This window comes from Bacillus sp. lyk4-R2A-2, from assembly GCF_030209735.1.
Taxonomy (GTDB): Bacteria; Bacillota; Bacilli; order Bacillales; family Bacillaceae; genus Bacillus; species Bacillus pumilus.
Genome location: NZ_JARVRK010000005.1, coordinates 96,933 through 109,259, shown reverse-complemented (window position 1 = coordinate 109,259; position 12,327 = coordinate 96,933). Strand labels below are relative to the sequence as shown.

The following is a 12,327-nucleotide window of genomic DNA, read 5'->3' as shown; positions in this document are numbered from 1 at the left end:
CTGAGTGTATGAGCGTTACGAGTGGATATTCATCTTTTTTAACTCTTCATTCAAAAGCGGTACCACTTCAAACAAGTCACCGACGATTCCGTAATCGGCAATTTTGAAGATCTCAGCTTCTGGGTCTTTGTTAATCGCCACAATGACTTTACTGTTAGACATCCCGGCTAAATGCTGAATCGCTCCTGATATCCCGCACGCAATATAGAGATCAGGTGTGACGACCTTGCCTGTTTGCCCAATTTGCAGGGCATAATCACAGTAGTCTGCGTCACAGGCACCACGCGAGGCACCGACTGCTGCGCCCAGCGTCTCAGCGAGTTCATTCAGCGGTTCAAACCCTTCCTTACTCTTGACCCCGCGTCCCCCGGCGACGATAACTTTTGCTTCAGATAAATCTACACCTTCTGACGTTTTTTTAATGACTTCCTTCACGATCGTTCGCAGGTTCTGAATATCGACAGAAACCGGTGTAATGTCACCGCTTCGTGAGGCATCCCGCTCAAGAGGTGCCACGTTGTTCGGGCGTATGGTGGCCAAAAGCAGACGATCTGTTGAAATCACTTTTTCGAAGGCTTTTCCAGAGTAAATCGGTCTTGTGAAAACAAGATGTTCTCCGGTAACGCTTACATCAATCGCATCTGAAATTAAACCAGTCTGCAAGCGTGCAGCTATTTTCGGCGACAAGTCTTTTCCGATAGACGTATGGCCAAAGAGGACGGCATCTGGGTCAACCTGATCTAATATGGCTTGAAGTGCCTGCGCAAAACCATCTGACGTATAGTATGAAAGGTGCGGATGCTCCACAATCATGACATGATCCGCTCCATAGTATAGCAGTTCATTCGCTTGGTCTTTGACGTCATCCCCTATTAACACGCCAATGACTTCACCGCCATCTGCCACTTGATGAGCGGCAGCAATCGCTTCAAATGTCACATTTCTTAATTTACCGTCACGACTTTCTCCAAGTACAACAACTTTTTTACTCATCTTTCAAGTTCCCCCTTGTTCTCGTGATATCGTAAAGTGGATGTTTAGATGACCTTTGCTTCATTTCTTAATAAATCTGTCAGTTCTTTGACTTGATCCTGAAGCTCACCGTTCAGCACCTTGCCACCCTCTTTTTTCTCCGGTAAGAAACGTTCAATTGTTTTGATTTTATATGGCACATCATCTTCATCCAGATCTAAATCATCTAGTTCCAATTCTTCTAAAGGCTTTTTCTTTGCCTTCATAATGCCTGGTAATGATGGATAGCGAGGCTCGTTGAGACCTTGCTGCGCAGTGACGACAAGCGGGAGCTCAGCAGAAATGACTTCCACATCACCTTCTGCATCTCGTTCAATCGAAGCAGAGCCGCCGTCAATTTGAATACTTGTAATCGTTGTGACATATGAAAACCCAAGTAATTCAGCAAGACGCGGGGCAACCTGTCCAGAGCCACCGTCAATTGCCACATTCCCTGCTAAGATCAAGGAAGCCTCTTTGTCTTTTAAATAATGGTAAAGAATCGTAGAAGCTGAATATTGATCCCACTCTTCTAAGTCGTCTTCCACATTTAATAAAACGGCTTGATCGCAGCCCATAGCAAGCGCTGTTCTCAGCTGCTTTTCCGCATCCTCACTGCCAACTGTCACAACGGTCACTTCTCCCCCGTGCTCGTCGCGAAGCTGGATGGCTTCTTCTATGGCGTACTCGTCATAAGGATTAATAATGAACTCTGCTCCATCTTCTTGAATTGCACCAGACTGAATGGAAATCTTCTCTTCCGTGTCAAACGTACGCTTCATCAAAACAAATATATTCATCCATTTCTCCCCCTTGTTTCGTTTGAATCCTTTATTCCCCTTTAAAATTCGGTTTGCGCTTTTCGATAAAGGCTTGGATGCCTTCTTTGGCGTCATTCGATTGGAAAATCTCACCGAACTTTTTGGCTTCTAGCTTCATTCCGCCATCATATGAATACAATTTTGTTGCGTTCAATAAATCCAGCACATACTCGAGTGATTTTGGACTTTTCGTTGCAAATTTTGACGCAAGTGTTTTGGCTGCTTCGAGCGCCTCTTCTTCTGTTTCTGCCAGCTTTGAAACAAGTCCGCAGGCAAATGCTTCTTCACCTGTAATCGGTTCAGCTGTACCCATCATTTCCAGCGCTTTAGCAGAACCAACATAGCGCGGCAGGCGCTGCGTACCGCCGAATCCCGGAATGATGCCGAGGTTTAGTTCCGGCAATCCAAGCTTCGCATCCTTTGTTGCGATTCGGATATCACAAGACATGGCAAGCTCAAGGCCCCCGCCTAATGCCGCTCCGTGAATTGAGGCAATGACCGGTTTTGGACATTGTTCAATCCGTTCAAAGACCTGCTGCCCTCTGTCTGCAAGGCTTGAATAGTCAGACTCTTCCTGTAACGTCGTAAATTCCTTAATATCAGCTCCTGCTGAGAAAAATCTTCCTTCCCCGTGGATCACAATGGCTCTTACTTCTTCATTTTGTTCGAGCTGGTCAAACATGTCATTAAGCTCGGTGAGCAGCTGAGAAGATAAGGCGTTTGCTGGTGGGTGCTGAATCGTGATAAGTGCTGTCTGTCCTTCATGATGTAAGGTGAGTATCTTTTCCATGTCAATCATCCTTTTTCAAAATGTCTTTAAGATTGATGTATTCCGTTTAAGAGTAGATCACGTACGTTTTCTGCGAGTGCAGGAAGATCATATTTTTGATCATTCATGACCCATGTTGTAGCGGTTTCATCAATCGTCCCAAATACCATTTGTCTCGCTAAGCGGACATCTAGATTTTGTCTGAATTCTCCTGTTTTCTTTCCTTCTGCTAATATCGACTCGAGCATATTTAAATACCCTTTCAGCACCTCATTGATTTTTTGCCGCAGCTCAAGGTTTGACTGCCTGAGTTCAAGCTGTGTCACAAGAGCCAAATGATGATTTTGCGCAAGCATACGAAAATGCTCCTCAATGAGCAGTAGAAGCTTTTCTTTCGCCGACGGTTTCTTTTGAATATCTGTTTCCATTCGTTCGATGAATTGTCCCATTTTTTCTTTGAACAATGAGATCAAAATATCCTCTTTATTTTTGAAATAAAGATAAATGGTTCCGTCTGCTACCCCTGCTTGTTTCGCAATTTTTGAAACTTGTGATTGGTGATAGCCGTTCTCTGCAATCACCACAACTGCTGCATCAATAATTTGCATGTACTTCGGTCTTTTCTGCTTCAATGTGCTTCGTCCCTTTCTGAATTGAATGAGTATTCATTCATAACTTTATGTTAAAAAGAAACGGGCGATTTGTCAAGTGATCTTCTTCTTTCTTTTCCACCTTTAGCATACCAGAGGAGGCGGTCAACATTCAAATCATCCGGCCGGTGGACCGGATGATGAAGCCGTTATGTTTTCGGTTGATCGGCAGGCGTTTCAGATGAAGAAGCGTGCTTTCTTTTTTCTTCTTCAATTAATACTCTGCGCAAAATCTTCCCGACGGCTGTTTTAGGCAGTGACTCTTTAAATTCATACACGCGCGGTACTTTAAATGAGGCAATTCTCGTCCTGACAAAGCGATCAAGTTCGTCCTCTGTTAAGTAGGCATCCTTTTTTGTTACAATAAATGCTTTCACTGTTTCTCCTCTGTACGGATCTGGAATACCTGCGACGACGACTTCTTGTACAAGCTCATGCTCATAAAGGGCTTCTTCGACTTCTCTTGGGTAAATATTATAGCCGCTCGCAATGATGACATCTTTTTTCCGGTCGACGATATAGAAAAAACCGTCTTCATCCATATACCCTATATCTCCGGTGAAAAACCAGCCATCTCGTAATACAGCCTCTGTCTCCTCTGGCTGATTCCAGTATCCTTTCATGATCTGGGGCCCTTTGACAATGATTTCTCCATGCTCATATGGTTCTTTGAGGCCTCCGGTTTCCTCGCAATAAATACCGGCATCTGTATTAGGCCACGGACAGCCAATGCTGCCTGTTTTGTTCGCTCCCCATAAAAAGTTAGAATGAGTGACGGGTGAGGTTTCTGAAAGTCCGTACCCCTCCACTAAGCGTCCTCCTGTTAATTTTTCAAAGCTTTGTTTGACTTCAACAGGAAGTGCCGCTGAGCCGCTTAGACATGCAGTGATGGACGATAGATCATACTTTTCAATGTTCGGATGATGCAGCAAGGCTATATACATGGTTGGTGCACCTGGAAAGAGCGTCGGCTTCTGTTTTTCAATCGTTTTGAGGGTATCAGCTGCGTCAAATCGCGGAAGTAGAATCATTGAATGCCCTTCTTTGACAGCAAGATTTAAGACAGTCGTCATTCCGTAGACATGAAAAAACGGAATGATGCCGAGGATGCGTTCTTTCCCCCTGGTCGTTTTATACATCCAGGAAGCGCACATTTCAGTATTCGCTAAAATATTTTCATGTGTGAGCATGACGCCTTTTGGTAACCCGGTCGTTCCGCCAGTATATTGCAAAACAGCGATATCCTCTTTCGGATCAAAGGCAAGTGCGGGTATCTGCTGTTCACCTTCCGATTCTTTCATAATCTGCGCGAAGTGATGAATGGTGTCATTTTTCTCCACTTGGATGACCATTTTATTTTTTCTTCTTTGCACAATAGGAAACAGTATGTTTTTCGGGAATGGTAAATAATCTTGTAGTTTGGTGACGATTAAGTGCTCCATACTTGTCAGCGCTTTCATTTTATAAGCCTTTGGATACAACAAATCTAGCGTGATCAGCACTTTGGCGCCGCTGTCTTCTATTTGATATTCCAGTTCTTTCTCCGTATAAAGCGGGTTTGTTTGAACAACGATGCCGCCTGCTATTAAAACAGCATAATAAGAAATGACCGATTGAGGACAGTTCGGCAGCATGATCGCTACTCTGTCGCCTTTTTTCACGCCAATTTTCAGCAGATGACTGGCTAGTTTCAATACGTCTTCTTGCAGCTGTTCATAGGTGATGTTCTTTCCTAGAAAATGAATGGCTGTATGCTCAGGTGCAGCCTCTGCGGAGCTGAATAAGTAAGATTGTAATGTTTCATTTGGGATGGTGAGTTCGTGGGGAATTTGATTCGGGTAATGCAGAAGCCAACGTTTATCTGACTGCATAAAAACCCTCCTTCCTGAACTTTCGTACTATTATATTATAGCAAACTTTTCCTTAGGGCAGTTTGCTTTTTTCTAATAGGGCTTGGTTCAATTGCACATGTTTACTTTTTCGCCGGTGTTTCGATAGAGGCTCTTTTTCCTTCATGATGCCACTGTTCATATAATCCACCGATTGCACGAAATGAGTCGTTGACTCTTTCTACGATCTGTTGATGGATACTAGGGTCATTCGGTAAATGCGTCTGGATGTTGTCGACTTGATACTTCCTCATCATGTCGATATAAACCGTGAGAAAAATCGTGTCTTCTAAAATCCAGTAAATGACTTCATCCACCACTTTTGTTCTTTTATGCAGCATTTGAATGCCTCGTTCATATTGAATGAGGATATAACCACTCGAATCGATTTGAATATAGGGACTCAAATCATCAAAAAATCCTGACGTTTGAAATGGACGTGCAATATACGGTTTGTATATGTCTCTTGGAAGGGATGTCATTTGAAGACAAGTATCAATGCGCTTGATTAGTTCGTCTTTTTGCAGAATGTGCTTCATGTCATTCGCCGCCTTTGATGAGATAAAAGCTGCCAAGGGATTCCCTGACAGCTTTCTAACGCCTGTTTTTTTCATTTCACAGGAACAGATAAACGGCACCAATGACCGCAAAAGTGCAGGCAACTACGATTAATACTTTTGCTAGCTTTTCCATGTCGTCTCCTTAAATGCCGGCTGCTACTACGTAAGACAGCCCAACTGAAATGATGAGTGAAATAAACCCGACCGCTCTATTATCATTTTCAATCTCTTTGTCTACTTTAAAACGTGGTGTTAAAAATTCAAAAATGAAATAGCTGACAAGCAGCATCACAAAGCCGTATACGCCCCATCCAATCATTTGAAGAAGGGAATTGTGCTGAGCGATTGAATGCTGAAACACATTCGCAATCCCAAAGATTTTCCCGCCTGTTGCCATGGCAACGGCTAAGTTCCCCCGCTGAATCTCTTCCCAATTCTTATAGGAGGTGACGAGTTCAAAAATGGTTAGAAATAAGACGAGACACAGGACGGCCACGCTATAATAGGCGGCAATTTCCACAAGTTCATTTTCCCAAAAGGCTTTCATGCGTTTTCTCCTTTTTACTTTAATTCGACGATGGTGACGCCTGATCCTCCCTCACCTTGTTCGCCAAAACGAGCATTTTTCACACTTCGATGCTGTTTCAATAATTCCTGAACCCCTTTTCTAAGGGCGCCGGTTCCTTTACCGTGAATAATAGACACACGCGGATAACCAGCTAATACAGCATCATCTAAATATTTTTCGACTCTGCTTAAGGCATTTTCATAACGCTCGCCTCTTAAATCGAGTTCCAGCGAGACATGATAATCTTTCCCTTTGACTGCCGTGATGGCTTTTTCTTGCTTAAATTCAGGTGCTGATTTGATAAATTCCATGTCTTTTTCTTTTACCTTCATTTTCAGAATGCCCATTTGGACACTCCATTCTTTGTCGCCTGTTTGTTCAAGCAGCGTTCCTTTTTGCCCGAAGGTAAGCACTTTGACTTCGTCGCCTGCCTTCAGCTGTCTTACTGCTTTTTTCGCTGGCTCTGGCTTCTTTTTCCTGTCAAACTCAGGAACAGCTTCTTCAAGACGCTTTCGCGCATCGATGAGTTCATGGTCTTTGAATGAGCGATGTTCACTTTTTATTGAACGGAGCTCTTGAATGATATCTTCCGCTTCTTTTGATGCTTGTTCAATTTTCTCTTTCGCTTTCTGTTCAGCTTCTTCAAGCAGTTTGTCCTTTTGCTCATTCCATTCAAGAATTTGTCTTTGCAATTCTTTATGAAGCTTTTCTGCTTCTTTTCTATAGACTTCTGTCTCATGCAGTTCTTCTTCTGCTTGTTTCTTGCTATCTTCTAATGAAGCGATCATTTGGTCTACTTCATTATGCTCTGCATGCATATCTGCTTTTGCCCGGTCTATAAGGTGATCTGGCAAACCAAGACGCTTTGAAATTTCAAATGCGTTGCTTCGTCCAGGCACACCGATGAGCAGGCGGTACGTTGGTGATAAGGTTTCAATATCAAACTCCACGCTTGCATTTGTGACGCCTTCCCGGTTATACCCATATGCCTTCAGCTCGGGGTAATGAGTCGTTGCGATGACACGTGCATTCGTTTGATGCACTTCATCTAATATGCTCATCGCAAGTGCCGCACCTTCAGCTGGGTCTGTTCCTGCCCCTAATTCATCAAATAAGACGAGAGAATTAGAAGTCAAATGCTTTAAGATATCGACAATATTGACCATATGAGATGAGAACGTACTCAAGCTTTGTTCAATGGATTGTTCGTCTCCAATATCAGCAAAGACTTGGTCGAACACAGCCACTTCAGAGCCTTCTTCAACTGGAATATGGAGGCCCGCCTGTGTCATCAGCGTCAGAAGACCTAGCGTTTTTAAAGTAACGGTCTTTCCCCCTGTATTTGGTCCAGTGATCACGATCGTTGAAAAATCTTTACCGAGCTCAATATCATTTGCGACAACTTGATCCCGGGGCAATAGAGGATGTCTTGCTCGTTTTAAATAGATTTCTCCTTGATCATTCACAGCAGGTTTTGTGGCTTTTTCTGTCTTTGCATATTTAGCTTTAGCAAAAATAAAATCTAGCGTCTGCAGTTCCTTTACATTGTGAAGCAGTTCCCCAATGTGCTCTGACACGCTCTCTGTCAGCATTTGCAGGATCTTTTCAACCTCTTGCTTCTCTTTTAAACGGGTTTGCTGCAAGGTGTTATTTACATCCACGACCACTTGCGGCTCAATAAAAAGGGTCGCCCCTGATGAAGACTGGTCATGAACAATTCCGCCGTAATTCGAGCGGTACTCTTGTTTCACAGGAATAACAAACCGGTCATTACGAATGGTGACAATTGTGTCTGACAGCATTTTCGAAGCCGATTGTGAACGAATCATCGCTTCTAATTTATCGCGGACCTTTGATTCTAGTGAGCGTAATTGAATACGCAATGAACGAAGTGCAGGAGTTGCATGATCAAGCACTTCTCCATTATCACCAATACAGCTTTCGATTTCTTTTCTGATTTCAGGCAGTAATATCAGCGTCTCAGCATATGTATGAAGGCGCGGTATATCTACTCCATCTTCATACATGGACGTGAGAAAGTGCTTCATATTTTTCACCGCATATAATAGCCCTGCGATTTCCATCAGCTCAGAAGGGCTTAATGTACTGCCGATTTCTGCCCTTTTCACTGCGCGTCTAATATCTGTTAACCCGCCAAATGGCGCAGATCCCTTTAAACGGATCACATCTTGCGCTTCTTCTACCTCTTCCAGCAAATGCTGAATGGTTTCTATATCCGTCAGAGGTGTTAAATCCTGCGCTCTTTCTTTTCCTAATGTGGATGCGGTATAGGACATCACTTTTTCTTTTACTTTATGAAATTCTAATGATGCTAACACTTTTTGTTGCAGCATGGTCCAGCCTCCTAACGACTACCTGTCACGCGTTAAAAACTTTTTGATCTCGTTTAGAGTAAAAGTATTCACGACATTTGCTTTTGGTGTCCAGCCCTTTCTTGCAGCTGTTACACCGACTTCCATATGTTCCAGCATGGCGATGTTGTGCGCATCTGTATTGATCATGATGTGCACACCCGCTTCATTTGCTTTGATTAAATGCTCTGTTTTCAAATCAAGTCTTGACGGATTGCTGTTGAGCTCAAGTGCAGTGCCCGTTTTCTTCGCAAGCTCTATGAGTTGGTCTATATTTAAGGCATAGCCATCCCGTCTGCCGATCAAACGGCCTGTTGGATGTGCAATTAAATCGACATGCTGATTACGCAAGGCATTTTCAAGGCGTTCCATAATGACTTCTTCCGGCTGAGAGAAGCTAGAATGAATAGACGCAATGACAAAATCCATGTCTTTTAAAAAGTCGTCATCATAATCTAACGATCCATCCGGCAGGATATCCATTTCGACCCCTTTGAAAATGTGAAAATGCTCGAATTCCTGATTAAGCTTGTCAATTTCTTTTGCTTGCAGACGCAAACGTTCTTTTGTTAAGCCGTTGGCTACTTTTAAATATTGCGAGTGATCTGTAATCGCCATGTATTCATAGCCTTTTGCGATACATGCTTCCGCCATTTCACGAATAGAGAAGGCTCCGTCACTCCATGTCGAGTGCATATGAAGGTCGCCTTTGATATCTTTCAGTTCTACAAACTGCATACTTTCTTTATACGTATCAATCTCCGCTCCGGTTTCACGAATTTCTGGCGGAATGAGCGGAAGTTGAAAATGTGCATAAAAAGCGCTCTCGTCTTCAAACGTTTTTACTTCGCCAGTTTCAATTGTTTCCACACCATATTCGCTAATGCGCTCTCCGCGTTCCTTCGCAAGCTGACGCATTCGAATATTGTGATCTTTTGAGCCAGTGAAATGGTGCAGTGTAGTTGCGAATTGGTCTACTGTCACAAGCCGGAAATCGACACTGATCTCAAAATCAAGGGCAAGCACAACAGATACCTTCGTATCACCGCTTGCGATGACATCTTTCACATCATCAAGTGCAACGAGCTGCTCTCTGACTTGCTCAGGATTGTCTGTTGCAATGATATAATCTAAATCTTTGACGGTTTCGCGTGCACGTCTTAAACTGCCAGCTCTTGAAAAACGGATGATACCTTTCATCTCTTCAAGCGCATAATCAATCCGCTCTGCCACATCTAATGCAAAGCCAATTGGCAGTCGTTCCGGCTGCTTTCCTGCTTCCTCAAGCGCTGCGAGAATCTTTTCTTCTGTTTTTTTGCCGAAGCCAGCAAGCGCTTGTACCTTTTCCACTTCGCATGCTTCTTTTAGAGACTGTGCATCATGGACGCCAAGCTCTTGGTAAAGCTTAGCGATCTTTTTGCCGCCGAGTCCTGGCAATTTCAAAAGCGGGACAAGTCCTTCAGGCACTTCCTTTTTTAATTGTTCGAGTGTTTCTGATTGTCCTTTTTCGATATACTCAGTGATCACAGCAAAGGTTCCTTTTCCAATGCCCGGTAATGCTAGTAGATCATCTATTTGAGAAAGGCTGCGGTCATCTTGCTCCAGTGCCGCTGCTGCTTTACGAAAGGCAGAAATCTTAAAAGGATTATCTCCTTTTAGCTCCATATATACTGCAATTGTTTCAAGAAGTTTGATAATATCTTTTTTATTCATCTCTCATCCTCCAGCCGCTTTGGCATCTTCCTTTATAAATATACAAACTTTTCCTTCATCCTACAACTTTCTGTCATGGAATGAGAAAAAACTTCTCCAAGAAAGGAGAAGTTTTTAAACTCCATACGTCGTCCATAAGTCTTTAACAAGACCGGACAGATAAGGGGTGTTGCTTACGATCGCATCTGCTAATATGGATTTGCTCAACATTGTTTGCAGTGCATCGACTGGAAGTAATGCAGCGACAAACAAGAGAATAAATACAAATAGATAGGTTTCAAGAAATCCTAAAACACCGCCAAGCAGTTTGTTGACCTGTTTAATCACAGGTATACTTGCAATGGTTGTGAGCAATCCGCCAATGATGGCGAGCAGGATTTTGGTCAAGATAAACAGAATGATAAACGCAATGGTATTATAATAAGCTGTTTCTAGATTCCCACTAAAGAAAGCGAGCTGCGCTTGACCGCCGCTAAAATTAGGTGCTGGAATCCACGTAAGCTGTGGTGCAAGTGACTGATAAAACATGGAAGCCACTAAGATAGAAACAACAAAGCTGATCAATTTAATAAATTGAAGAATAAACCCGCGTTTTAGACCGACAAGCGTTCCCATAAGAAGCAAAAACAAAATGATGATATCGATCACGGTAATTTCATTCCTTTTCTTTAAGCTGAATCTCTAGTTTTTCGTATTGCTCTTTTAATTTCAAGTAGTCGTGGACGACATTGACTGCTGTCAGTACAGCTAATTTGTTTATATCAAAGTATGGGTTTTTTTCATTTATTTCTCTCATTTTATCATCAACAATTGAAGCAACGTGTCGCATATGCATCTTCGTTTCTTGACCGATGATCGTATAGGACTGTCCGTAAATCTCAACTGTTGTTTTCGTTTTACCGCCGTCAGACAACGTTTCTCCTCCATTCCACGAGAATCCTAGTCTCTATCATAACATGTTTAGACATTGAATGGAAAGACGAGCCCTTCCCTGTTATGGTACACTTTAGAAATCAATGATATCAAGGTAAAAAGGAGTTATCCACTGTGCCCCAATCCGTCTTAAAAGCAACATCAGAAGACCTTAAAAAAATGAAGAGCGCGTATGCGCACCACTTAACTGATACGTTACCACCAGGCGCCCTTTTTCAAGCAAAGGTTCCTGGCTGTACAATTACAGCCTATCGATCTGGAAAAGTGCTATTTCAAGGTCAAAAGGCAGAAGCTGAAGCCAGTCAATTCAGCCATTTACAAACAGCTGATCCGAAAAGTCCAAAAGCACCTGCTGTCACAAAATATAGTCCGCCGTCAGGGATTGCTTCTATGTCCGTCATCGGTTCAGATGAAGTAGGAACAGGTGATTATTTTGGACCGATAACGGTCTGTGCCGCCTATGTCGATTCAAGCAAGCTTGCTCTCATGAAAGAGCTTGGCGTAAAAGACTCAAAAGGTCTAAAAGACCCGCAAATTATCAACATTGCCAAAGATCTCATCAAAACCATTCCGTTCAGCCTGCTCGTACTCCGAAATGAAAAGTACAATGCGATGCAGGAAAAGGGCATGAGCCAAGGAAAAATGAAGGCGCTCCTTCACAACCAAGTCATCACCTCTGTGCTGGAGAAATTAGATGGGAAACAGCCTGAAGCTATTTTGATTGACCAATTTGCAGAACCGGGTATTTATTTCAAGCATCTTGCTGGGAAAAAAATCATTCGGGAGCGGACGTACTTTAGCACAAAAGCAGAAGGCATTCATTTGTCAGTTGCTGCGGCTTCCATTATTGCAAGATACGCTTTTTTAATTGAAATGGATAAGTTATCTAAAGCAGCAGGGTTTGACATTCCAAAAGGAGCCGGTCCTCATGTGGACAAGGCGGCTGCAAAGCTCATCAAGCTGCACGGCGAAGAGGCTTTACGTCAATTTACAAAGCTGCATTTTGCCAACACAAAAAAAGCGAAAAAATGGTTATAAAAA

At 43.0% G+C, this 12,327-nt stretch carries 12 protein-coding genes; 1 reads left to right on the top strand and 11 read right to left on the bottom strand.

Annotated features, from left to right (window positions below; all coding sequences use genetic code 11):
• Positions 1-15: 15 nt before the first annotated feature.
• The 11 genes from QRN39_RS07350 to zapA all read right to left on the bottom strand — a co-directional run bounded on the left by QRN39_RS07350 (position 16) and on the right by zapA (position 11,266).
• Positions 16-993 (bottom strand): electron transfer flavoprotein subunit alpha/FixB family protein, encoded by a 978-nt coding sequence (locus QRN39_RS07350; protein ID WP_003216494.1) that lies wholly within the window; start codon positions 991-993, stop codon positions 16-18.
• 44 nt (positions 994-1,037) lie between these two features.
• Positions 1,038-1,811: an electron transfer flavoprotein subunit beta/FixA family protein gene (locus QRN39_RS07345; RefSeq protein ID WP_226803813.1), complete on the bottom strand. Its 774-nt coding sequence runs from the start codon at positions 1,809-1,811 to the stop codon at positions 1,038-1,040.
• 31 nt (positions 1,812-1,842) lie between these two features.
• Positions 1,843-2,622 (bottom strand): enoyl-CoA hydratase, encoded by a 780-nt coding sequence (locus tag QRN39_RS07340; protein WP_003216795.1) that lies wholly within the window; start codon positions 2,620-2,622, stop codon positions 1,843-1,845.
• A gap of 26 nt (positions 2,623-2,648) precedes the next feature.
• On the bottom strand, positions 2,649-3,233 hold the full coding sequence (locus QRN39_RS07335) for a TetR/AcrR family transcriptional regulator (RefSeq protein WP_003216590.1): 585 nt from the start codon (positions 3,231-3,233) through the stop codon (positions 2,649-2,651).
• Between the two features lie 167 nt (positions 3,234-3,400).
• The gene (locus tag QRN39_RS07330; RefSeq protein WP_226803814.1) at positions 3,401-5,122 is read right to left on the bottom strand and encodes an AMP-binding protein; all 1,722 of its coding nucleotides are present in this window, start codon (positions 5,120-5,122) and stop codon (positions 3,401-3,403) included.
• A gap of 101 nt (positions 5,123-5,223) precedes the next feature.
• Positions 5,224-5,679, bottom strand: coding sequence for an immunity 63 family protein (locus tag QRN39_RS07325; protein WP_284906686.1), 456 nt, complete (start codon positions 5,677-5,679; stop codon positions 5,224-5,226).
• A 163-nt stretch (positions 5,680-5,842) separates the two neighbouring features.
• Positions 5,843-6,247 (bottom strand): DUF350 domain-containing protein, encoded by a 405-nt coding sequence (locus QRN39_RS07320; protein WP_008345990.1) that lies wholly within the window; start codon positions 6,245-6,247, stop codon positions 5,843-5,845.
• A gap of 14 nt (positions 6,248-6,261) precedes the next feature.
• The gene (locus QRN39_RS07315) at positions 6,262-8,619 is read right to left on the bottom strand and encodes an endonuclease MutS2 (RefSeq protein WP_284907254.1); all 2,358 of its coding nucleotides are present in this window, start codon (positions 8,617-8,619) and stop codon (positions 6,262-6,264) included.
• A 21-nt stretch (positions 8,620-8,640) separates the two neighbouring features.
• Positions 8,641-10,353 carry a DNA polymerase/3'-5' exonuclease PolX gene (gene polX, locus QRN39_RS07310; protein WP_226803815.1) on the bottom strand — a complete coding sequence of 571 codons (1,713 nt, stop codon included), beginning with the start codon at positions 10,351-10,353 and terminating at the stop codon, positions 8,641-8,643.
• A 114-nt stretch (positions 10,354-10,467) separates the two neighbouring features.
• Positions 10,468-11,001: a CvpA family protein gene (locus QRN39_RS07305; protein ID WP_003216761.1), complete on the bottom strand. Its 534-nt coding sequence runs from the start codon at positions 10,999-11,001 to the stop codon at positions 10,468-10,470.
• A 7-nt stretch (positions 11,002-11,008) separates the two neighbouring features.
• Entirely contained in the window at positions 11,009-11,266 is a 258-nt protein-coding gene (gene zapA, locus QRN39_RS07300) for a cell division protein ZapA (protein WP_284906684.1), read from the bottom strand.
• Positions 11,267-11,400: 134 nt separating this feature from the next.
• Here zapA and rnhC point away from each other — a divergent pair, with 134 nt between their 5' ends.
• On the top strand, positions 11,401-12,324 hold the full coding sequence (gene rnhC / locus QRN39_RS07295) for a ribonuclease HIII (protein WP_113387217.1): 924 nt from the start codon (positions 11,401-11,403) through the stop codon (positions 12,322-12,324).
• Positions 12,325-12,327 lie beyond the last annotated feature (3 nt).

Excerpts from the sequence above, each read along its gene's own strand:
- QRN39_RS07350 (WP_003216494.1), bottom strand. The coding sequence starts at position 993 with ATGAGTAAAAAAGTTGTTGTACTTGGAGAAAGTCGTGACGGTAAATTA.
- QRN39_RS07345 (WP_226803813.1), bottom strand. The coding sequence starts at position 1,811 with ATGAATATATTTGTTTTGATGAAGCGTACGTTTGACACGGAAGAGAAG.
- QRN39_RS07340 (WP_003216795.1), bottom strand. The coding sequence starts at position 2,622 with ATGGAAAAGATACTCACCTTACATCATGAAGGACAGACAGCACTTATC.
- QRN39_RS07330 (WP_226803814.1), bottom strand. The coding sequence starts at position 5,122 with ATGCAGTCAGATAAACGTTGGCTTCTGCATTACCCGAATCAAATTCCC.
- QRN39_RS07325 (WP_284906686.1), bottom strand. The coding sequence starts at position 5,679 with ATGAAGCACATTCTGCAAAAAGACGAACTAATCAAGCGCATTGATACT.
- QRN39_RS07320 (WP_008345990.1), bottom strand. The coding sequence starts at position 6,247 with ATGAAAGCCTTTTGGGAAAATGAACTTGTGGAAATTGCCGCCTATTAT.
- polX (WP_226803815.1), bottom strand. The coding sequence starts at position 10,353 with ATGAATAAAAAAGATATTATCAAACTTCTTGAAACAATTGCAGTATAT.